At 59.2% G+C, this 22,274-nt stretch carries 19 protein-coding genes; 8 read left to right on the top strand and 11 right to left on the bottom strand.

Going from position 1 to position 22,274, the window contains the following annotated elements; translation table 11 throughout:
• Positions 1–8: 8 nt before the first annotated feature.
• A complete protein-coding gene (locus JAO29_RS22235) occupies positions 9–896 on the bottom strand; it encodes an aldo/keto reductase family oxidoreductase (protein WP_334270478.1) in 888 nt (295 codons plus the stop codon).
• An 87-nt stretch (positions 897–983) separates the two neighbouring features.
• On the opposite strand from JAO29_RS22235, the gene JAO29_RS22230 reads away from it, so the two are divergent.
• The gene (locus JAO29_RS22230) at positions 984–1,646 is read left to right on the top strand and encodes a TetR/AcrR family transcriptional regulator (RefSeq protein ID WP_334270477.1); all 663 of its coding nucleotides are present in this window, start codon (positions 984–986) and stop codon (positions 1,644–1,646) included.
• A 223-nt stretch (positions 1,647–1,869) separates the two neighbouring features.
• The gene (locus tag JAO29_RS22225) at positions 1,870–3,537 is read left to right on the top strand and encodes a sensor domain-containing diguanylate cyclase (RefSeq protein ID WP_334270476.1); all 1,668 of its coding nucleotides are present in this window, start codon (positions 1,870–1,872) and stop codon (positions 3,535–3,537) included.
• Between the two features lie 72 nt (positions 3,538–3,609).
• Here JAO29_RS22225 and JAO29_RS22220 read toward each other — a convergent pair whose 3' ends face one another.
• Entirely contained in the window at positions 3,610–4,674 is a 1,065-nt protein-coding gene (locus tag JAO29_RS22220) for a hypothetical protein (protein ID WP_334270475.1), read from the bottom strand.
• A 217-nt stretch (positions 4,675–4,891) separates the two neighbouring features.
• Here JAO29_RS22220 and JAO29_RS22215 point away from each other — a divergent pair, with 217 nt between their 5' ends.
• The gene (locus JAO29_RS22215; RefSeq protein ID WP_334270474.1) at positions 4,892–7,678 is read left to right on the top strand and encodes a response regulator; all 2,787 of its coding nucleotides are present in this window, start codon (positions 4,892–4,894) and stop codon (positions 7,676–7,678) included.
• Positions 7,675–8,697, top strand: a complete 1,023-nt coding sequence (locus JAO29_RS22210) for a GGDEF domain-containing response regulator (RefSeq protein WP_334270473.1) — start codon at positions 7,675–7,677, stop codon at positions 8,695–8,697. Before JAO29_RS22215 ends, JAO29_RS22210 begins: the two co-directional genes overlap by 4 nt.
• Positions 8,698–8,709: 12 nt before the next feature.
• Here the strand turns inward: JAO29_RS22210 and trhO are convergent, their stop codons facing one another.
• Positions 8,710–9,426 (bottom strand): oxygen-dependent tRNA uridine(34) hydroxylase TrhO, encoded by a 717-nt coding sequence (trhO, locus tag JAO29_RS22205; RefSeq protein WP_334270472.1) that lies wholly within the window; start codon positions 9,424–9,426, stop codon positions 8,710–8,712.
• Between the two features lie 229 nt (positions 9,427–9,655).
• Between trhO and JAO29_RS22200 the strand changes: the two genes are divergently transcribed.
• Together JAO29_RS22200 and JAO29_RS22195 are read left to right on the top strand one after the other, a co-directional pair.
• On the top strand, positions 9,656–10,051 hold the full coding sequence (locus JAO29_RS22200) for a BlaI/MecI/CopY family transcriptional regulator (RefSeq protein ID WP_334270471.1): 396 nt from the start codon (positions 9,656–9,658) through the stop codon (positions 10,049–10,051).
• Positions 10,048–11,403, top strand: coding sequence for a M56 family metallopeptidase (locus JAO29_RS22195; RefSeq protein WP_334270470.1), 1,356 nt, complete (start codon positions 10,048–10,050; stop codon positions 11,401–11,403). Before JAO29_RS22200 ends, JAO29_RS22195 begins: the two co-directional genes overlap by 4 nt.
• Positions 11,404–11,519: 116 nt before the next feature.
• Here JAO29_RS22195 and JAO29_RS22190 read toward each other — a convergent pair whose 3' ends face one another.
• From JAO29_RS22190 to JAO29_RS22180, 3 genes are all read right to left on the bottom strand, one after another.
• Positions 11,520–13,019, bottom strand: a complete 1,500-nt coding sequence (locus JAO29_RS22190; protein ID WP_334270469.1) for an FAD-dependent monooxygenase — start codon at positions 13,017–13,019, stop codon at positions 11,520–11,522.
• A gap of 397 nt (positions 13,020–13,416) precedes the next feature.
• Positions 13,417–14,163: a polysaccharide deacetylase family protein gene (locus tag JAO29_RS22185; RefSeq protein WP_334270468.1), complete on the bottom strand. Its 747-nt coding sequence runs from the start codon at positions 14,161–14,163 to the stop codon at positions 13,417–13,419.
• Positions 14,164–14,516: 353 nt separating this feature from the next.
• Positions 14,517–15,971 carry a TolC family protein gene (locus JAO29_RS22180; protein WP_334270467.1) on the bottom strand — a complete coding sequence of 485 codons (1,455 nt, stop codon included), beginning with the start codon at positions 15,969–15,971 and terminating at the stop codon, positions 14,517–14,519.
• A 153-nt stretch (positions 15,972–16,124) separates the two neighbouring features.
• Here JAO29_RS22180 and JAO29_RS22175 point away from each other — a divergent pair, with 153 nt between their 5' ends.
• Positions 16,125–16,820 (top strand): DsbA family protein, encoded by a 696-nt coding sequence (locus JAO29_RS22175; protein WP_334270466.1) that lies wholly within the window; start codon positions 16,125–16,127, stop codon positions 16,818–16,820.
• A 66-nt stretch (positions 16,821–16,886) separates the two neighbouring features.
• Here JAO29_RS22175 and JAO29_RS22170 read toward each other — a convergent pair whose 3' ends face one another.
• The 5 genes from JAO29_RS22170 to JAO29_RS22150 form a co-directional block, all read right to left on the bottom strand.
• Positions 16,887–17,564 (bottom strand): methyltransferase domain-containing protein, encoded by a 678-nt coding sequence (locus JAO29_RS22170; RefSeq protein ID WP_334270465.1) that lies wholly within the window; start codon positions 17,562–17,564, stop codon positions 16,887–16,889.
• A gap of 37 nt (positions 17,565–17,601) precedes the next feature.
• Entirely contained in the window at positions 17,602–18,657 is a 1,056-nt protein-coding gene (locus JAO29_RS22165) for a radical SAM protein (protein ID WP_334270464.1), read from the bottom strand.
• Positions 18,658–18,722: 65 nt separating this feature from the next.
• Positions 18,723–19,940 (bottom strand): PDZ domain-containing protein, encoded by a 1,218-nt coding sequence (locus JAO29_RS22160; RefSeq protein ID WP_334270463.1) that lies wholly within the window; start codon positions 19,938–19,940, stop codon positions 18,723–18,725.
• 58 nt (positions 19,941–19,998) lie between these two features.
• Positions 19,999–20,961 (bottom strand): HEAT repeat domain-containing protein, encoded by a 963-nt coding sequence (locus tag JAO29_RS22155; protein WP_334270462.1) that lies wholly within the window; start codon positions 20,959–20,961, stop codon positions 19,999–20,001.
• Between the two features lie 136 nt (positions 20,962–21,097).
• Positions 21,098–21,889 carry an RNA polymerase sigma factor gene (locus tag JAO29_RS22150; RefSeq protein WP_334270461.1) on the bottom strand — a complete coding sequence of 264 codons (792 nt, stop codon included), beginning with the start codon at positions 21,887–21,889 and terminating at the stop codon, positions 21,098–21,100.
• A 121-nt stretch (positions 21,890–22,010) separates the two neighbouring features.
• Between JAO29_RS22150 and JAO29_RS22145 the strand changes: the two genes are divergently transcribed.
• Positions 22,011–22,274, top strand: a 264-nt coding sequence (locus tag JAO29_RS22145; protein WP_334270460.1) for a reverse transcriptase-like protein, incomplete at its 3' end; no start/stop codon positions are given.

Below are 22,274 nucleotides of genomic sequence, written 5' to 3'. Positions count from 1 at the left end.
AGCCGCAATCAGCTCGCCGCAACCTTCTCTGCCGCGATGGAATTCAGCCTGCCGAGCGCAGCAGCAGGCAGCTCAAGGCTCGCAGCCGCAAGATTCTCGCGCAGGTGCCCCACTGACGACGTTCCCGGGATCAGCAGGATGTTGGGCGACCGATGCAGCAGCCACGCCAGCGCAACCTGCATCGGCGTCGCCTCCAGAGAGGCCGCGACCTCATTCAGCGTTGCAGATTGCAATGGACTAAATCCTCCGAGCGGAAAGAACGGCACATACGCGATGCCTTGATCCCGCAGCTCGTCGATAAAGGCGTCGTCCACCCGGTTCGCCACATTGTAGAAGTTCTGCACGCAGACGATCCCTGTGATCTTCTGGCCCTCTTTCAACTGCGCCGGAGTGACATTGCTCAACCCGATATGCCGGATCAGCCCCTTCTGTTGAAGCTCCGCGAGCACCGTCAGAGGCTCTTCTATCGCCCCGTCTGTCGGCGCCGAAATCCCACCGACGCGCAGATTGACTACATCCAGTCTCTCCAGCCCGAGATTCCGCAGATTATCCTGAACGCCTTCCGTCAGTTCCTGCCGGCTCAACGCGTGATTCCAAGACTTGTCCTGGCCTCGCTTCGCCCCCACCTTCGTCACCAGCACCAGCTGATCGGGATAGGGATCGAGCGCCCGCCGGATAAGCTGATTCGTGACATGCGGGCCGTAGAAGTCGCTGGTATCGATGTGGTTGACCCCGGCAGCAACCGCCTCCTGCAGCACTGCGATTGCTCCCTCCACGTCTTTGGGAGGTCCCCATACCTGCGGGCCTGCCAGCTGCATCGCTCCATACCCCATCCGGTTCAGCGCAATCTCAGTCCCGGGAAGAACAAACCTTCCGCCAGAGTTCATCTCATTCATCGTCGAATCTCTCCCTCATGCATCTTTCACTTGGAAGTCTTGCTTCCAGGGTTTAGATGAAGGAAGCTTCATGTTAGGAGTTCGCATTTGATCCAGTCCCCTCAATCGCACTTAAAGCCGCGTAAGCAGCCGGTTCAGGCCCGTTCTGCCGCCAGCGTCGACGCCATTCTTGAGGCTACTGTTCAGGTTTTGCTCGAAGTCGGCAAGGAACGCCTAACCACCACGCGTGTGGCTCTGCGCGCCGGAGCCTCGGTCGGAACCCTCTATCAATACTTCCCCAACAAAAGCGCGCTGCTGCAGGCGGCTCTTAGACGTCACCTGGAAGACGTCCTCGCAGCCGTCGAGCGCGTCTGCCTCGAACAACGAGGAAAGCCTCTCCACCAGATGGCAGAAGCTCTCATCAACGCCTTTCTTCAGGCAAAGATGAAGGACGGAAGGTCGAGCGTAGCTCTCTACGCCGTCAGCTCCGATCTCGATGGCGCCAGCATTACGCAACAGACAGGACTACGCGCGGGCAACGCCATCGCCGCCATGTTGGCCTCCACCTCAGATAGCCTTACGACAGACCCGCAACTCATCACCTCCATGCTCCAGGCAGCCATGGCCGGAGTAAGTCGCAGGCTGCTTGAGTCAGAAAACCCGAAGAAACACTTCGACGTCTTCCGGAAGGAGCTTATCTTCTTCGCCGGCTCATATCTTGCCGCATGCGTCGCGCGATCTTCCCAGCCGGTCCTCTCCCGCCAGAGCTGACGTGCAGGTGATTCATCCCCACCGGCCTCCGCAAATCGAGGAACCGATTACCCCTAAGTGGGATAGCGTCTTCGTTATTTCCGCGATAGCGTCTCTTGAGACCCCTTAGCTGGGTCTTCGCCGGTCTTCGCTCATGGAGATACCTTCGTCGCCATGATCTCTATCATCGGACGCGTCGCTCTACGGACGGCAAATTCCCAATTCCTGAAGGTCGGACTCCTGCGTGGCAAGAAGACTCCCTGCTCTCAACACATCCATCTGGCTCATCCTGCTGGCTGCTGTCGGATGCATTGCCTTCACTGCCGGGGGAGGGATCTTTCTATTTCGCAACACCCGAAACCTTGAAGATGCGGGCCGCTGGGTCCAGCACACGCAGCAGGTCCAGCTCTCTCTTCAGAGTGCTTCCGCGCTCACGCAACGCATCGAAACCGGCACCCGGATGTTCAAACTGACGCAGGATGAAGATCACCTCATCGACGCGCAGAAGGGTGCGATTCAGTTCGGTACCGGCATCACCCATCTACACAGTCTCACCTCCGACAATCCAGGTCAGGTCTCGAATCTCGGCGAACTCGACAAGTGCTCCTCCGCCCTCGTGCTGAGTCTCAGCAAAGACCCTCCTGCCCTGATCGAGGCGAACGCATACCTTCTTCGGTGCCGCCGCATCCTCTCTCTGATGGAGAACGAAGAGCGCGAGCTCCTCGCGCGGCGAGTTGAGGTCACCCATCAACGCTCCCAGGTCTCCATCGTCACGGAGATGATCCTGGGCGTCGTCGGCTTCGCAGTTCTGATCACATTGTTTGCGCTTCTTCTGCGGGACGCCATCGTCCGCAACCGTATCGCCCTGCTATCCGAAAAGACCAATCTCGAACTCAACGAAAGCATCCAGCGGCTGACTGAATACGCACGGGACTCGCAACTGCTCTCCATCGCCCGCGACGATCTGCAGCTGTGCACGGATCAGCAGCAGGTCTACCGCTCCGCGGCCTCGCGCTTCGCTGAGCTGCTGCCGGGCAGCAATGGTGCTCTGTGCATCATCAACAGCTCACGCAACATGGTGGAGAACGTCGCCAACTGGAACAGCAGTCAGTCTGCGCCCCGCATCTCCGACATCTTTCATCCCGACAGCTGCTGTGGCCTGCGTTCCGGACAGCTCCGCTGGTATGCCCCAGTCGCATCGCACATCCAGTGCGACCACTTCGTCGGACCCAACCCTGAGTGCTATCTCTGCGTCCCCCTCGTCGCCCATGGAGAGACCATCGGCATCCTCTACATCGACTGTCCGGACGAAAGCGTGCGGCAGATCGTCGAAGCTCGAACCGGAGGCATCCGTCAGCTGGTTCAGCTCACCGCGATGGCTCTGGCTTCTCTCCAGATGAGGAAGAAGCTGGAACACCAGTCCGTTCGCGATGGCCTGACCGGCCTCTTCAATCGCCACTTCCTCGAGATCGCGCTGACGCGGGAGCTTGCTCGTGCCACCCGCCGCAAGGGATCGCTCGCCGTTCTCATGATCGACGTCGATCACTTCAAGCGGCTCAATGATCAGTTCGGGCACGCCGCCGGAGATGCCGTACTCAAGGAAGTCGCCAGGATCTTCAGCTCCAGTGTCAGAACCGAAGACCTGGTCTGCCGCTATGGCGGTGAGGAGTTCACCATCATCCTCCCCGACATTACCCTTGAGGCAGCCTTCAACCGTGCTGAGGTCATCCGGAAAGCAGTCGCGAACCTGCGCAGCGAGCTGGACAACGAGCTCTACAGCGCCGTGACCATCTCGGTCGGAGGAGCGCTCTTCCCCACCAACGGGCAGACCTCCGAGACTCTCCTTCGGCAAGCGGATGCCGCGCTCTATCGTGCCAAACACGAAGGCCGCAATAAAGTAGTCATGGAGTAGCACCTACTCCTGCGGATTACCCGCATCACCATCCGCGAGTCTTCGACTTCAGCTATTTAGATCTCAGCGCACCTACTTTTTGGCCCCACCCATCGTTCCCGGTCGCAACTCCTTCGCGTCCTGCTTCAGATACCCGGCGAGCGCCTCGTACTGATTCGTCGCGATAAAGTTCACCCGCGCGGCAATCGCCGCCTTCCAGCGTGTCACAACCGCCTCCCGCGAACCGAAGTTATAGCTCATCCCCCACCCTTGATCCTCCGAGGGAGCAAAGCCATCAAGCGCGTAGAAGCGCACCCAGTAACCCATCTCGTGCCCGTGGTCTACCAAGGCTCGTAATCTCGCATCATCGGCGGCAGTCCAATCTCCGGCTCGCGGTTCGCCACCTTCCTCCACCGCATACCACGAGCTGTTCCACCAGCGCCGGTAGTTGGTCGGCTTCTCATGCAGCAGTTCCTCGGGGCTCACCGTCACCGCCCAGTGCATCGCCTGCTCTTTGGTCATGTTCTTTGGCGCCGGATGCGTATGTGCCGATCCAAACAGTCGCAGCCTTCCGCCTACCGGAACATCGTCGTAGAAGACCTTCTGCTGCTCGTCAGCCTCCTCGGTCACCACCAGGATCGGCTTTCGATCGATAGGCGAAAGCTTCTCCGGATCGCTTGTCTTGACCGCCGTCGAAAGCCACTCCTCATGTCGCCCAAGCACCTGCCACACGCCCTTCAACAAGGCGCTCTGGTTGTCCTTGAAGTCGAAGTGCAGCACGATCAGAGGCCATTGGTTGCGCTTGTTCTCCGCGATCGCCTTCTCCACAACCGGGCTGACCTGCTTGAAGAAATAGTCCTCTAGCGTCGGCTCATCGCCCGTGGGCTGCGGTGTGTGCGAGACCACAACCCGCCCCTTTCCTGTCCCCGGATCCACGTACCAGGCAAGATCCTGCTCAATCGACACCGGGAAGCCGGAGTTCAGGGCTCGCTGAATCCGATCGTTCCACTTACCTTGATACGGATAGCAGTTGTGCGCGTCCAGGATGGGCTCATTGTGATTGAGAAAATCGAGGTCCGGGCCCTGCGCCTGTACAAAAACAGACGAAAATGCGATCCCGGCCATCAGGGCCATTCGCGCTACCGCTTTGTGCTTCATGAGAGAGTTCCTTTTTCGAAGGTGATCGATACCGAAGACAACTATAGCGATTCTCCCGCTCAGTCGTTGAGGAGAGGGCCAGACTCCGTGTTCCTTGCACCGGATCCCAGCCTGGGAACCCAATCGAACGAACCTGTGATGGGTATAGCCCAAATGTGCTACGGCGCGAACCCACACTTAACCGTTACGGTTATGGTTGAGTTTCACAAAGGCGGTTATGGATCATCTCGCCGTTATAACAGGGACCTACGATCTTCGTCTGGTCTTTGCCTCTATCGTGATCGCACTGCTGGCAGCCTACGCCGCCCTCGATCTTGCCGGCCGGGTCACCGTATCCACCGGAATCGCACATGTCACCTGGCTCTGCGGAGGCGCCTTTGCGCTCGGTCTAGGCATCTGGTCCATGCACTACGTGGGCATGGAAGCCTACAGGCTGCCCTTCCCGGTCCTCTACGACTGGCCCACCGTTCTGCTGTCCATGCTTGCTGCAGTTCTGGCTTCTGCGGCGGCCCTGTTTGTCGTCAGCCGCAAAAGGATGACGCTCCTCGCCGCCAGCGCAGGTAGCATCTTTATGGGCGCCGGCATCGCAGGAATGCACTACATCGGAATGGCCGCCATGCGCCTGCCCGCAATGCATCACTACAACGCCCCGATCCTCGGCCTCTCTATCGCCCTTGCCGTCGTTATCTCGTTTGTCGCTCTCCGGCTGACCTTCTCGAACCGCGAACAGACCTCCTCCTTCAGCCTCCGCAAGCTCTACTGCACAGTCATCATGGGCCTCGCCATTCCAGTCATGCACTACGTCGGAATGGCTGCGGTGACCTTCAATCCCATGCCGCTCGACCCAGCCACGCTCGACCACGCGATGGGCATCTCCTATCTGGGTCTCTTCGGCATCGGCCTCGTCACCGTCTTCACCCTCTGCCTGGTCTATCTCTCAGCGATGCTCGATCGCAGGCTGTCCCTGCAGGGAATGCAGCTTGAACTACTCCAGCAGAGCCACCGCCTGGAGCTCGAAGTCGAGCGCGCGCAAACGGCCGAGAACAGCAATAAGGCCAAGAGCGAGTTCCTCGCCAACATGAGCCACGAGATCCGCACTCCTCTCAACGGCATCATCGGCATGACCGACCTCGCGCTCGAGACGGAGCTCAACCGTGAGCAGCGCGACTATCTTCAGACCGTGAAGCTGTCTGCCGATTCTCTTCTCAGCGTCATCAACGATATCCTGGACTTCTCCAAGATCGAAGCCGGCAAGGTCGACCTTGAAATCATCGACTTCGACATCTACGAATGCATCGAGGGAGCTCTCAAGACCATCGCGCTCCGAGCTGACGAGAAGGGCCTCGAGCTGCTCTGCGATGTCTCCTCCGAGGTCCCCGCCTGGGTCGCAGGAGATCCCGGCCGCCTGCGCCAGGTCATCCTCAACCTCATCGGCAACGCCGTCAAATTCACCGAGCAGGGCGAGGTCGCACTGAAAGTTCGTCTCGATCAGAGCGACGACTCGAAGGTCGCCCTTCGCTTCACCGTGATGGATACCGGCATCGGCATCGCGCCTCAGAAGCTGCAGTCCATCTTCGACTCCTTCAGCCAGGCAGACGCCTCCACCACCCGCGAGTTCGGCGGCACCGGCCTTGGACTCACCATCTCCCGCCGCCTCGTCGAGATGATGGGAGGAACCATCGCGGTCGAAAGCATCCTCGGTAAGGGTTCAAACTTCGAATTCACCGTCAGCCTCCAGCGCGCTCAGGAGCGCCGCCCGCTTCCGGCCCAGATCTCGGCTGGAGTCTCGATTCTCGTCGGAGTCAAGGTCCTTATCCTCGATGACAATCGCACCAATCGCCGCATCCTGGAAGGCCTGCTGGCGCGCTGGGGCATGATCGCCGCCGCAGCATCCGACGGCCCCCAGGCCCTGCAGATGTATATCGAGGCCGCCGCCGAGGGCGAGCCCTTCCGCCTCGTCCTCACCGACATGCACATGCCAAAAATGGACGGATTCGACTTCGTGCAACGTCTGAATGAGATATCCGGCTCCGCACCCTCTACCATCATGATGCTTACCTCTGGCGGCCAGCAGGGCGACGCACAGCGTTGTGGCCAGCTCGGAATCGCCGCCTACCTGCTCAAGCCCGTCCGTCAGGCCGAGCTGCGTGAGGCTATCGCCGGTGTCCTGATGGAGCGCGAGACCGTCCAGCCAGCTCCGCTCATCACCCGATACACGCTCCGCGAACAGGCGAGCGGAGGAAATACCTTGAAGATCCTGCTTGCGGAAGACAACATCGTCAACCAGAAACTCGCCACACGCATGCTCGAAAAACGCAACCAGACCGTCACCGTCGTAGGCAACGGCCGTGAAGCTCTGGCAGCCCTTGAAATCGCAGATTACGACCTCGTCCTTATGGACATGCAGATGCCGGATATGGACGGCTTCGAAGCCACCATCGCGCTGCGCGAGCTTGAGAAAAATACCGGCAAACACCAGCCCATCGTCGCCATGACCGCATTGGCGATGAATGGCGACCGCGAGCGCTGCATGGCTGCCGGTATGGACGGCTATCTGTCCAAACCCATTCGGCCGGAAGAGCTGGACGAAACCCTGGAGCATTATCTCGCTCTGAAGACCGCGTCCCTCGGCGGCTCTGATCCCGAGCCAACCAAAAACAGCTCCGTCGACATCCTCGAGCTGCTCAATCGAATCGACGACGACCGTGCACTCCTGGCCGACCTGAGCGATGTCTTCCGCGCCGACTACCCGCGACAGCTCCAGCGGGCCCAGAAGGCTCTCGACTCCACTGACGCAGCCGAACTGCAGGCTGTAGGACACCTGCTGAAAGGTGCGCTTTCAAATCTCTCCGCCGGCTTGGCGTCTCAGCTCGCTGGCAGCCTCGAGGAAACGGGCAGGTCCGGCAAAGTCTCCGGAGCCCAGGACATCCTGGACAAGCTTACCCTTGAACTCGACACTGTTATGCACGTACTCGACTCGCTGTGCCCCGAGAATGCTAGATGAAGATACTCCTCGCTGAAGACGAGCCCGTCAGTCGTCTGATGATGCAGCGTGCGCTGCAGCAGTTCGGATATGAAGTCGTCATTGCCCAGGACGGCCGCGAAGCTGCCGGCATCCTCTCCGCGCCGGATGCACCGCGGCTGGCAATCATCGATTGGATGATGCCGGAGCTCGACGGCCCCGCCCTGTGCCGCAAGGTACGGCAGCGCCACTACGAGACGCCCTACGTCTACATTATCCTGCTGACCTCCCGGCAGAACAGCGAAGACGTCGTGGCCGGTCTCGAATCCGGCGCCGACGACTACCTGGTCAAGCCCTGCGCCCTGGCAGAGCTCAAGGCACGGCTCCGCACCGGCCGCCGCATCCTTGAGCTCGAAGACAAGCTCGTCGAAGCTCGCGAGCAGATGCGCTACAAGGCCACCTTCGATTCACTCACCCGCCTCAAGAACCGCGCCGCCATTCTGTCGTTCGCACGCAAGACACTCAGCCGCGGACATCACACCGGCAAATCCACGGTGCTGATCCTCTGTGACGTCGATAACTTCAAACGCATCAACGACACCTACGGACACCAGTCCGGCGACGCTGTCCTCGAAGAGATCGCGCGTCGTCTTGACGCCTCCGTTCGCCCCGGCGACGCCGTCGGCCGCTACGGTGGCGAGGAGTTCCTGATCCTCCTCGCCGACTGCGATCCATCCGTGATTGAACGACGCTGCGAAGACATCCGATGCGCGGTCGCCGCAACTCCTATAAAGACTCCCGCGCACGAGATCCAGGTAACCATCAGCATCGGAGCCATCCTGCACATGGGCGGAGGCGATGATTCCGTGCTCCAGGACCTGCTTGCACGCGCCGACGCAGCTCTCTATCGTGCTAAGGCACTGGGACGCAATCGCGTTGAAGTAGTCGGATCCACCCCTGTCATCCGCACGGTAGCTTTGCCCGGTCCGCACGCATTTCACAAAGCAAAAGGTGGTCACAGTACGGCGCAGCTGCCCTTACTGATCTCAAGTCTCGGCTGACTCTCTGCGCCTCTACGAATCCGTGAACATCGTGTGATCGACCGACTCCCGGTCGTCGAACACGTAACACTTGCCCTGCCACTTGCTCTCGGACTCGGCAACCTCCTCCAGATACTTCAGGATGCCGCCCTTCAGGTGGTAGACCGTGTCGAAGCCTTCCCGCAGCATGAAGGCCGACGCCTTCTCGCAACGAATGCCGCCGGTACAGAACATCGCAATCTTCCGATCCTTCTGCTCTCCCAGCTCCTCACGCACATAGGTCACAAAATCCGAGAACTTCTCGATCGCCGGAAGTGTCGCGCCCTCAAACGTGCCTATCTCGGTTTCGTAGAGATTTCGCGTATCCAGCAGCAGTACCTCGGGATCGGCCAATAAATCGTTCCACTCCTTCGCCCCGACATACGTCCCCGGCTTCGCCGGATCGACCTTCGTCTCACGAAAGGCAATAATCTCACTCTTCACCCGAAACTTCAGCCGCTGGAACGGGGGCTCGTCTGCCGTCGAAAACTTCACCTCGGCCCGATCCAGCCCAACACTCTCAGCCAGCTCATCCAGCAGAAGATCGATCGTGGAGGCCGAACCTGCCATCGTGCCGTTGATCCCCTCAGGCGCGATCAGCAGGGTGCCTCGAAGATCGCTGTCTTCGAATCGAGCCAACAGCTTCGCTCTCAGAGCCTCCGGCTCCGACAGGGAGAAAAATCGATAAAACGCTGCAACCGTATATTTCACGCTCTTCCATCATAAATTGGACGCCATTTCGGTCGCTCTCCAGGTCCACCCGCAACCACGAAAGCGGCACTCACAACTCAATCGGTACGATTGAAATTTTCATCGAAAATCCCCGGCTAATCGAGCCGCACCGGGTGCGCCTCATCAGCCGTGATGGCTATCTCCTATATTTATAGTTGACGTATTTTCTCTTCCGGAGTAATCTCCTATTCCTATAGGAGATGCGGCAATGGCAAAGGTAGCGAAAGTCTTGACTCCTCTAGAGCGACGCATCATGCATGTGCTCTGGGAGCAGGGTGCGGGCAATGTTCAGAAGGTTCTGCAAGGCTTAACCGGTGAGCCTCAGCTTGCTTATACGACGGTTCAAACTACGCTGAACGTTCTGCACCGCAAAGGCAGAGTCAAAAGAAAACTTGTCGGGCGCGCATTCGAATACAGCGCCACCGTCACTCAGGAAGCGGCTGATTCTCACGCCATCAAAGATGTCCTGCAGAAAGTCTTCCGGGGTTCCGTGGACGACTTGCTCCTCTCTCTGGTCCGAAGCAAGCACCTCGACGCGAGAAAGCTTGCCCAGCTGCAGGCAAAACTTGAGGCTGCAGCAGACGAAGAGGAGGATGCGGAATGAATGCAATCCGAGAGGCCCTGTTCGACCTGCTGTTCAATGCGTTCTTGCAGATTGCATCCTTTGCCGTCGTTGCGGCAGCCTTCTCGCCGCTCATAGCGAAAGCGAAGGCAAAGTATCAACACCTGTTCTATCTTGGCGTGCTTGCCCTGTCTCTCGCCATACCTGTAAGCAATACATTCTGGCACACGCGGCCATCTGTGATCGCGGAGAGACCTTCGCAGGACGCACTTCACAAGGCATCATCGCTCAATGGGGCTTTCTGGATCTGGAAGGGGAACTCCAAAGCGCAGCTTCAATTCGAGTTAGGAGCAGGAGTTGAGAGTGCAATCGTCGCCATCTGGGGAGCGTTCGTTCTCTATCAGCTCATTCACTTCGGCCGCGGCGTCCGTCGAGTTCACCGGCTGCGCCGAGACGCTTCGCCGCTTTCTTCGGCCGAAATCGGAATGGCTCGCTCCGTCGTTACCTCGCCCCGGGTTGCTTTCCTCAAATCTACAGATATCGACGACCCGGTTGCTGTAGGTGTGCTTCACCCTGCGATCATCCTGCCGGCCAAGCTGATACCAGCTCTTCGAACGCACGAGCTTTTGGCCGTGTTTGCGCACGAATACGCGCACGTTCGTCGAGGAGACTTTTTTGTTCACATCCTGTGTGTAGTTCTCTCCTCTCCTGTGGCCATCCACCCTGGCATTCGATACCTGATGTCGAAGATTTCGCAGACGCGCGAGCTCGCCTGCGATGAGCACGCTGCCTGTCAGCTCGGAAAAGGTCATTTGTATGCCCGCACGCTCTTACGCCTGGCCTCACTGTGTTTGCACGCGCCCCGTGGCAACGCACTGGAGCTGGGTATTTTCGATGGTGACAACCTGGAGGATCGAATCATGATGCTAACCAACAAGAGAAATCCTTTATCACCCGCCGGTCTGTTTGGACTGGTATTGGCCATCACTTTGACGTTCGGTTCGGGCGTAGTGATCGCGCGCGCAACGAGCCGTCAAACAACCTCTCCGTCCTCCGATGCCGCGCATGGTTTCGCTGGAACTTGGCATTGGATGTTTCAAGGGAAGAGCTTCGCCACGATGACACTGGCTCGCAGAGGATCCGGCTTCACGGGATCCGTCACCGAATCGCGTATCGCATTAAATGACGAGGGAGGATTGAGCAACGCTGATCCTTCCGACGACACCACGCCAAAACAGATCGCCGAAGCAACACTGGAAGGTTCTGCACTCCACGTCAAAGTCGTGGATGGTTTTGAGTTCACGGTAACCCTGACGGACGACGGGCATGCCGAGATCCATCCTGGAGGGGCACCACCCAACATGAAGCCGATATTGGCGGATAGAGCTCAATGAGCGTCTCCTCTGGCTGCGCGGTGTTTGCGTTTAAAATCGGATGGCTGCTGACGAACCGGTCGGAAGCAGCCATCGCATTGCTCGCTAACTTTTCCTCAATCACAGAAGCCGGTGCGCTATGCTGCAGCAGGCGGTCCGAACCACGTGGTGAGAGCGTCATTGAGATCGGGTTGGGTTTCGTCTCCCACCCAGGCCACATATCCGTCGGGACGAATCAAAACGGCCGCGGGAGCAGTGACCTCCCCTACGGCCGGGAGGTCCCAGATACCTGCATATCCGGCTTCGATCAACTGAACGCGATCTGCCCATGGCGTGAAATCGAAGGCGAGGTGGTCACCGAAATTGAGCAAAGCTGGCCGGGCCCTGTGCAGCAGGCTGTAAACCCGCATCGGGCCGTTGGCCGTGGACAGATCGAGGTCCGGCATGCGGCCGCCAACAAGCGGATGCCCGTCGCCGAGGTTGTAGCGGACACCAAGTCCGGACATCTCGGCAGCGATCCGTTTGCGCGGCTCCTCCATCCCAAGGAGGTCCAATACAACTTCGCACAAGGCTTCAGTGCGATCATCAGTACGTTGTAATGCGACCTGCGCCATGGTCGTGCGCAACACGCGGGCCCCCACTGGATGCCGCTCGTCGTGGTAAGTGTCGAGCAAGGTCTCAGGCGATGTTCCTTTCACCACCTGCGCCAACTTCCAACCCAGGTTTACCGCATCCTGCACACCAGTATTCAGGCCCTGCCCGCCCACTGGAGAATGCACATGTGCGGCATCGCCAGCCAGGAGAACCCGACTCGTGCGGTAAGCCTCCGCCTGCCGCGACATGTCGGTGAACCTGGAGATCCAGGTTGGACTATAGATTCCATAGTCCTTTCCGCATGCGGCGACGAGTGCCTCACGGAGATCGCGCAACGTGGGCTCGGTTGCGGCGACGACGACCTTTTCAGTCACCATGACATTTACGGGCCCCTCATCGGCAAAGATTATTTTGCCGTCGCGAATCTCATACTTCTCCCTGCCGAAAGCGTGGGTGCCAAGTGCGGTGCGATGAATGCCTAATGGCGGCTCCTCCGTCACCTCGACCTCGGCGAGAATGCTGCTGGTCGTCGCATCCCATCCTCGAAACTCAATGCCGGCAACTTTGCGGACAAGACTGCGACCGCCATCGCACCCAACCAGATAGCTCGCCCGCAGCGACGCACCCTCGGACAGTTCCATCGTGACGCTGGTGCCGTCCTGAACGAAATCTCTTAATTCGCGGCTGCGATAGATCGGTACCTCCAACTCGCTGACCCACTCAGCGAGAATGCGCTCAATATGCTTCTGCCTCAGTGCCAGCCCGTAGTTGTGCCGGGTTGGAAAATCACTGATGTCCAAACGCGTGACCGCGAATCCCGTGACCTGGGCTATTTGTCCTTCGGCGAGGAATCGGTCCACGATTCCGCGCTGATCGAAGATCTCGAGTGTGCGCGCACTCAGACCGCCAGCACGCGAACCGGCAAGCTCCTGGTTCGGGCGGCGTTCGACAATGGCCACGTCAACGCCTGCCAGCGCCAGCTCGCCTGCCAGCATCAGTCCGGTGGGGCCTCCCCCTGCAATCACTACCGCATGCTCTTTCATCGTGCCTCCCTTTGCACCTTCTTGTGCTTCAGCCGACGATGATGCAGCATGGCTTGGGTCTTGCCGCAAGCCCCCCGGTGCGCAATAATCTAGAAGTGGGGAGGAGAAAGATCCTCTTCTTTCGTTTTCCGCAACAGCCGAATAATCCGTTTACGAAGCGCGCGGCGCGGACCATCCTTTCGAGCAGACAAGTTCTGCGGGTAGTCACCTCAGTCGAACAACTGATAATGCCCACAGATAGCCGCTCCGGACCCATTGCTAGGGCCTGTCGTCGGCCTCCTGTCCCACCACTCCCAATTGAGAACCGATCGATCTACCCGTTAAGCCCCGGGGAGGAGATCTTCATGGCATCGGGAGCATATCTGGTTCGTCCACTTACGCCCCGTGTCCGCAAAGCCTACTCCCACGCATCCACCCGTACAAATCGCATCGTTCTGTACCGCTCGAGCAGTTGCTCTACAGCTCGCACCGTATCCATGCGCTTCGCTCCCAGCCCGGTGTGGCCTCCATCGTGGAGCACCATGTCGGTCCCAAACCCTCGTCTCAGGTTGCGCTCCACGCCGTTTACCGCGTTCTTCACAATCCCATCGATGCCAATCGGCTTCCAGTCCGAGCAGATAACGTTCCACTGCACCGGGATCATTCCCATCTCCCGCACCACCCGCAACACCGCCGGTCGCCGGGCGCCATGGGGAGCACGAAAATAGCGCACCCGCTCTCCCAGGACATCTTCAATCGCCGCGTTCGCCTCGCCCAGCTCTCTGCGGATTCGCCCCTCGCTGTGCCACGCCAGCCAGGGATGCGTCATCGTGTGATTGCCCACCAGGTGTCCGGCAGCGGCAATCTCACGCACCAGCCCCGGACACTGCCGTACAAATCCGCCGATCAGGAAGAAGGTCGCCTTCACCTCCGCCCGGGCCAGCACTTCAAGTAGTTGCGGCGTCGCTCCCGGGTTAGGGCCGTCGTCGAAGGTCAGGGCAAAGTCAGCCGGTCGCGGAGGTGCAACCAGCGTCCTCCCGAAGATCTGAGACTCAGCCGAAAGGGCCGCCCATACTGAACCTCCCGCCACTGCCGTAGCAAGTCCCAGGGCAGCTCCTGCAGCCAGCGCCGGCACCATGCTCTCGGTTGATACTCTCTCGATCACCGGCGGATCTCCTCTTCCCTGGGACCTTCCTTTTCAGAAGGACGCCTCAGCAAAATCATCTCACCCTAGATGCGCAGGTCTCCCGCTCGCCCGTGTCAAGCCCCAACCACACCTAAGCTACAGATTCTAATAGACTTCAATGTGCCGAAAGGATTGCGGCCAGTCGCTACAATGGAAATAGTCACTAGGAGGAAGAACTGGTGGCCGGGATCGTTCCGCCTTCCCTTCATCTTTTTTGCTTTCAGTAATTTACCCGCAAGTTCCTTGGATTGAAGAATTTGCACCGCAAGTCCAAGCTAAGATATTTACTTTGAATAATTTACGCAAATTCAGTACCCCGGGGGGGTAGGTCGTTACCGACCCAGGTAAGTCTTATACTGGGTCTCCACCACGCCGGTATTGCGAGCCAGCGTCAACTTCGCCTGGTTGTATTGATAGAGTGTCTGTACCAGTCGAGACTGCGCGGCTGCCAGCGACGCCTGAGCCTGCACCACGGGAAGATTGTCATCGACCCCCGCGGCGTAGCGGTCCGTCGTATCCTGCAGCGCCTGGGTAGCCAGGTCGACGTTACTACGGGCTACCTTCACCTGCTCGTCGGTAGCCTCCACATCCAGCATCGCGGAGCGGATCTGCTGTTCGATCGTGACCTTCAGGCTCTGAATCTGCTGCCGCAGACCTGAGAGCTCCGCCTGTGCCACCTCGCGCTCGCCGCGAAGCTGCCCCTCCTGGAAGATTGGGAACGAAAGCTTGCCCGCGGCAGTAAAGACGCCATGGTAGAGACCGGTCGTCTCTCCCAGGACGCCGTAAAAACCACTGACCGAGACTGTCGGCAGACGCTCGTACTTCACCGCCTTCAGCGTGCGGTCTGCGACCTCCATCTGGGACTCGAGGCTGCGAAGATCCTTGCGGCGCTCGAAAGCCACTCTCATCGCCTGATCCAGCGGAAGCGCAGCAAACTCGGCGTAAGGAGTCGTGTCCGTCAGGGTAAGCTCCTGGTCGGCAGGCGTGCCCATCAGGCGATTGAGCGCGATCTTGTCCTTCGCGAACGTATTCTCATCGTTGATCAGGGTCTGCTGCTGGGTCTGGAGCTGGACCCGCGCCCGCAGAACATCCAGATGCGTCCCGACGCCAGCGTCATGAGAAGCCTGCGCCTGGTTCAGCGCTACCTCATCTGCCTTCAACAGCGCCCGGGCATTCTCGATCTCGGCCGAATCCGCCACCGCGCGCAGGTACTGTGTGCCCACATTCAATGCCACCGTGCCGCGCTCGTTGAGAGTCGTCCACGAGGCCGCATCGTCGGCCCGTTGCGCCGCCCGGTACAGGAAGTAGGCCGGAACGTTGAAGACCTGCTGGCTGAGATTCACCTGAGCCGAGGTCACATTGACCTTCACGATCGTCGGAGAGGTCGAAGTATCGAAGCCCGGAATCTGGACCGCGCCCGGCGTGAAACCCAGCGCCGCAAGGTTAATCTGCTGGGCTGAGCTCTTCGCCACAGCCGTCATGCTGGGGAGAAGATTGTTCTTTACCTGCAGTACCTGACCGTGAATCGACCTCTGGTTCTGAAGGTCGAGAAGGATGCCGAGATTATGCTGCAGACCGCGTGCGATGGCTTCATCGATGCTCAACGGCAGTGCGCCGACAGTAGCCTGCTCCACCACAACCCCGCCCGCCAGTTTGGCAACCGGCGCGCCGGAGGTAACCTGCGGTTGTGGGGCCTGCGGAAGCTCTTCCGGCTTGGGCTGCTGTGCCAGCGATACCGGGGCGAGACTCAACCACGCGGCAAAAACTGGCAGAAACTTCCTTGTCATTGAGGCGCGAGACTCCAATTTCATCAAAGGTGGGACAGCAAATCGTCTGTATTCACTACGATTAGATTACCCGGCCCCGGACGGGGTTGCGAAAATCCGCCGCAAAATCCGAGCACGCCCGCCGCGGTCGTCTAAAATACAAAGAAAGGCCTTATGCGTCCAACCACCATGAATCGCATCGTTCTCGCCGCCTCTCTGCTCCTCGGATTGTGCCTTCCCGCCGCGGCTCAGTACTCTGCTCCGCCAAATACGGGCAACTCCTTCAAAGACACCTCCATGCTGAAGCCTCCGGCCGGAGCAAAGGTGGCCATCATCAAGTTCGAGGATCTCGAGTGTCCCGCCTGCGCGCACGCCTTCCCCATCGTGCACGAAGCAGCCGATCGCTACAAGATTCCCATCGTGCGCTACGACTTTCCGCTCCGTATGCACATCTGGAGCCGCGATGCAGCCATCACCGCACGCTATCTGCAGGACAAGGTCTCGCCCCAGGTCGCAGACGAGTTTCGTGGGGCGGTCTTTGCCGCTCAGAACTCCATCGCCTCCAAGGACGATCTTGCAGCGTTTACGCGCCGCTTCTTCCAGTCTCACAAGCTGAACGAGCCCTTCGTCATCGATCCAGCGGGCCGATTCTCTGCTGAGGTCAACGCCGACTACACTCTCGGCGAACGCATCGGAATCTCGCAGACACCGACCATCTGGGTCGTCAGCCAGAAGAACTGGGTGCAGGTCACCGATATGAACCAGCTCTACGCCACCATCGACAACATGGAGTCTCAGGTCGCCCAGAACACACCGGGTAAAACAGCCTCAAACTCCAAGCTGAAGCACCCTTCGACGGTCCAGCGGTAAAAGTTATCTGAACTCGTTTGGCCCTGCGGTGGAATCCTCGCTGCAGGGCCTGAAGTTTTTAACCGCCTATTTCGCCTCGAAGATCAGGAAGTAGTCCTGCCCATCCGCCTTGGTGAAGTCGTAGGTGGCGCTGAGACGAAACCCGGCTTCGCCCATCTCCTTCTCGACCACACCGTGGTCCAGACCATGATTGGCGCCGTTTCCATTCCTGTCGATGATCCCGATCTTCGCTCCCTGCCGGAGTGCCGGTCGAAGCTTCTTCATAAAGTCCACTGGGTGGGCGATCTCGTGGTAGACCTTCAGCAGGAGCACAGCGTTCACGCTTCCTGGCGGAAGCAGGGGATCATCTGGCTGGCCCAGAACCGTTCGCACATTGGTGAGCTTATCGCTGATGACCCGCTTGCCGATGGTCTCAATTGCAATCGGGTTGATATCCTCGGCCAGCACTGCGCCGGTAGGTCCGACCCGCTTGGAAGCCCGTTCCGTAAACCACCCAGAACCCGCGCCGATGTCGGCCACGTTCTTACCGGGCTGAATCCCCAGCAGGTCCATCACCCGATCGATCTGCAGTTTCTTATCGCGATCCGGATAATCGAAGATCGACAGATCGCCGGTATAAGGACGACTTGAGGAGCGCGGGGGAGCCGAGGGCACGGCAGTCTGCGAAAAGGCAGGAAGCGCCGCTGCGATGACAAGCGTCAGTAGAAGCTGCCGGGCGGCAAAATGACGAGAAACGACGCGCATTGCGCTCATCACACCTCCAGGTCCGCGAATCGGTCCGCTATTGAATCTGCACCAGCTCCTGCGATCCGGTCTTATGGGATGAGCCCGGCGTCACTGAGCTATTTTGCGGTGCGCGCCAGTGATCGATATAGCTGACCTGGTGAACGCAGCTGATGGTGCAGCTCGGGGAGCAGCTCTTCTCAGTCAGGAACTCGCGTTTGACATCATCGACGGTGTAGTCAGCCAGAGGAACGGCCGGGAACCCGCGCTGCTGGCTGCAGTAGTGAACCAGACCGTTCTCGCAGATGTACAGATAGCGCCCGCCAGCGCGGCAGCGCCAGTCGTTCGTCTTTCCGTTCGCAATCGCTACCTGGAAGTGATTGAAGCGCGAGTAGCTGCGACGGGTCATGGCACGAACCTTGTCCCACACCTTGCGCTCGGCTTCGCCAAGCGGCTTCAACTGTCCGGAGCCGTCATGGATGATCCCGATAGTCGAGCTGAAACCCAGGCCCAGCGCTCGCTCGCTGACCACGCGAGCATCGTCCGGATTTGCAATTCCTCCACCAACCACGGAGTTGATATTGACGTGAAACTCGGCATGCTCGGCGAGCATCTGCAGTTTTTTGTCCAGAACCTTCAGACTCTTCTTCGAAACCGCATCGGGCATTACATTATCGATCGAGATCTGCATGTGATCGAGTCCGGCCCGGTTCAGGCGCTGAATACGATCCGGCATCAGCAGATAACCGTTGGTGATCATGCCCGCGATAGCGCCCGTCTTGCGAATACGGGCGATGATCTGGTCCAGATCGGGATGAAGCAGGGGCTCGCCGCCCGAGATCGTGATGACGCTCGTTCCCAGTCGACCCAGGTGATCGATACGGCGCAGCATCTCGTCGATCGGGACCGGATCAGAAAAATCGTCGAACTCATTGCAATAGGTGCAGGAGAGATTGCACCGGCGCATGGGCACAATATGCGCCATGTAGGGATGGTCGGTCGAGCCTAGGGCGTCGCCAATGGAGCGGACCTCCCGCGCCTTGCGGGTGATCGCCTTCCATCGTCGTCTTATGGAGCTCGGCGGCGTCAGGTTCGTGGTCGAAGCAGAAGACATATCAGGTTTTAAGTATATCGGACGCAGCAACTTGAGGCAGGGCGAAGGGACTGAAGCGAAGACTTTTAGTCGAGCCGCACCACATTGTCCAGCTTCGCGTGAACAGCCTGCACGTGGTCCCGGAGCGCCGGAGGCTCCGCCCTCATGCGATCCGCGGCAGCCGTCACCTGCTGCCGCGCCAACTGCATCTGGCGGCGAAACTCGGGATTAATGGACCAGAGATCCAGCTTCGCCTTCATCTCGTGCATCTCCGGAGCGTTGCGATCCTCCTGCAGGGTGTTCCGGAGACTGGCGTCCATGGCATTCAGAACAGGCTCGATCTGCGCGAGGGTCTCACGCGTCTCGAGCGCCTGGGGCGAGTTGCCGAAGAAGCCCTCCAGACTGGCCCACGGCTCAACAGAAGAGCGCTTCCTGGAGTCAGGAACGAGGGTCAGGTTCTGGACCTTCTTGTCGCGAAGCACAACCACACTGACAGACTTTCCCCGGTTCTCGTGGATCGTCTTCGACCAGTCACTGCCGTTGACGATGTCGAGCGAGTTGATCTTGATGACCACGTCACCGGCCCTCATGCCTGCATCGGCGGCCGGGCTGTGGGCCTCAACGCTGCGGACGAGGAGTCCCGAGCTTCCCTGCGCTCCGAAGAAATCCGCAAGCTGTGGCCCCATCACTTCAAGCTTGGCGCCGGTGTAGGACGAGCTGACGAGCATCGTCGTCCCCAGGAAGGTACGCGTACCCTTCACCGAGGACGCACGCGAGGTCGAAAGGAAGGAGTGGCCGGCATGGGAGAAGGCAGAGGATCCGCTGGCAGGCTCCGGAACAGTGTAGTGATTGTCCCAGGCCTCGCGTTCGACCTCGTTGCGATCGGCCAGCTGCGTCTGAATCGTCTTCTGCTGCCCCTCGCGGCTGATCACAAACGTGACCTGGCCGCCCGCTGGAATCTCCCGCAACAGGTGACGCAGTTGCGTCTCACCATCGATCGCCTGGCCATTCATCTTGAGGATCACATCGTGCAACTGCATCCCTGCTTTGCAGGCCGGAGCATCATGGTCTACGCCAACAATCTCGGCTCCATGCTTGTCCGTCATCTTGAGCGTGGCGAGTCGATCGTCACTCACGTCGCGGATGTCGACTCCAAGATATCCCTGGGGAGACTTGCTGGACGGCCCAATGATCCGGAAGATGGCCTGCGGATGCATAAGCCGCGACTGCGCCAGAGATGGATGTTCGGTGACCAGACCAAGGCCCGCAAAAATCAGAACGCCAAACGATCTTACGTACCTCATCTCGACTTCCTCGCATCCCTTTCTACATAGTTGGAAGTACCGAACCACCAGGAGCCAGCTACTGGATCGAATCCGATCCCTGCAGCGTGTTGAAGCTCACGGTGCGGATGTATGGATTCTCATCCTGAGTGGAGACGGTGCGCAATACTTTACGAACACTGGAATCGTGCTGTACGGGTGCAAGCAGACTGACCGCGGCCATCCGCACGTCAGCATCAGGATCGTGGGCCAGAGACTCAAGAACCGCATCCCGGACCCTCTGGTCCTGACCGATGTAGCTCTGAAGACCCTCAAGCGCCTTCAGGCGAACGCCCGGATCCTTGTCGTAGCGAAGCGAAACCAGTAGCGCGCCCCGGACGCCCTTGCCATCGTCGCGCGCGGCGCACTCGTGACCAGCCTTGCACTCGCGCGCCAGCAGCTGCACCGAGTTGGCGCGTACGCCCTCTGCGGAGGCTGTCGTGCCCTTCATCAGAAGATCGCGAATCTCCTTGTTGTCCAGCGAGCCCTCGATCGTCTCCGGAACGACGCGGTTGTAGTGCACCTGCACCAGCTCCGAGTCAGGCGTACGGTCGATGCCTGTAACACTTGAAATCACACTCTGCGAAGGATTGCTGTAGGAGACAGGACCCGCGTGCGGAGCGGGTGCCTTGGATACCTCATAGCGGTTGAGAAAGTTCCCGCCGATAAACCCTACTCCGACAAGCAGCGTCGCCAGCGCCGGAGCACTCCGGAGATGTCCCATCCAGAGAAAGAGATTGATTCTGAACCTCGTGAGAAATCCGTGCGGGGGAATCGCGTCCAGTGCATCATCCAGCCGCATTCTCGACTGGGCCAGCAGATTGGGATCCGGCTCCTCTACCGGAAGTACTCCCAGCTGACTGTCCAGACCCTGCAACAGATTCAGCTCTTCCCGGCACTCTTCGCACGTCATCAGATGCTGCTCCAACGTGCCCGATAGCTCATCCGGCAACTCGCCGTAGTACGCCAGGATTACGTTGTCTCTCACCATCTCACACTTCATTTCCGTATACCTCTACCAGCCTCAAAAATGTCGCCGTACTTCGATCGCGGGTCTATCTGCGCCCGTCTATTTTTTTGCTACAGTCCTGCTCTACTTCTTTTTCTTTATTGCGGTCCTGCATACTTCTTTACTCGTCCTAACTCCCCCGTAGCTCAGCCAGATTTGCACGCAGCTTCCTCGTGGCGCGGAACAGGGTATTCTTTGCTGTCTCTTCCGTGGTGCTCAACATCTCACCGATTGTTCTCAGCTTCAGGCCCTGGTAGTGCTTCAGCTCAAACACCATTCGCTCGCGCGGCGTCAGCTTTTCCAGCGCGGCGAGAATTCTCTCGCCCATCCGTTTACGGTCCAGCTCCCGGGCCGGGTTCGCCATCGCCCGGTCGTCGGAGATATTGGCCAGCAGGTCCAGCTCATCGCCGCCGGAGTCGATCATCGTCGCCGGATCTTCTCTGCGACTCTTACGCCGACGCAGCTGATCGAGACAGAGGTTCGTCACGATGCGATAGAGCCAGGTGTAGAAGCTGCACTCGAATCGAAAGTTCCCCAGATGCCGGTAGGCCTTGATGAAGGCCTCCTGGTGCACGTCCTGCGCATCCTGTTCGTTCCCCAGCATGTGCAGCGCCAGCCGAAGTACGCTCTGGTCGTAACGACGCACCAGACTGTCGAAGGCTCCACGGTTTCCCTTCTGGGCCTCGCGAATCAGCTCATCGTCCTCGATGCGCTGCTGTGCACGAGCCTCCAGCTGGGCCTGGGTAAGCTTGCTGTTTCTCGCGCCGGGTTGAGCCGCTGCCTTTGCCATCCCTGGCAACGATTCTACCGCCGCATCCCTTAAACCCCGTGCAAAAGGACTGGCCCGTCGGTTCTGGGGGGTCAATGAAAGCCTGGATAGCAGCTCCCCGCCAGAATTAATCTCAATTGCTTCAGCTTTCATGCGTCTGACTCCGGAGTCAGGAACAACCTTTTCCTAATCCAATAGACCCGGATGTCTCTGAAAGGTAAGCAAGCTCCGGAAAGGCATCTCTCCTCAGTCAATTCCTTATAAACTCAAGCCTATGGCCCCACGTTCGATCTCCCCCGGTCTGTTCGCCGATACCCCTGCGTCCTCCTCCTCCTCCTCAGGCTGGGTTACGGCCCACTGTGATGGCGGAGCTCGGGGTAACCCGGGACCGTCCGGTTATGGCGCCGTCCTGACCGGTCCGGCCGGAGAGCCGCTGGCAGAACTGAGCGAATTCCTTGGCGTCCGCACCAACAACTACGCCGAGTACTCCGGCCTGCTGGGGGTCCTCGAGTACGCCCTGCAACACGGTCATCGCCGC

The organism is Edaphobacter sp. HDX4, from assembly GCF_036877565.1.
Classification (GTDB): domain Bacteria; phylum Acidobacteriota; class Terriglobia; order Terriglobales; family Acidobacteriaceae; genus Edaphobacter.
This window is presented reverse-complemented; position numbering and strand designations above follow the sequence as displayed.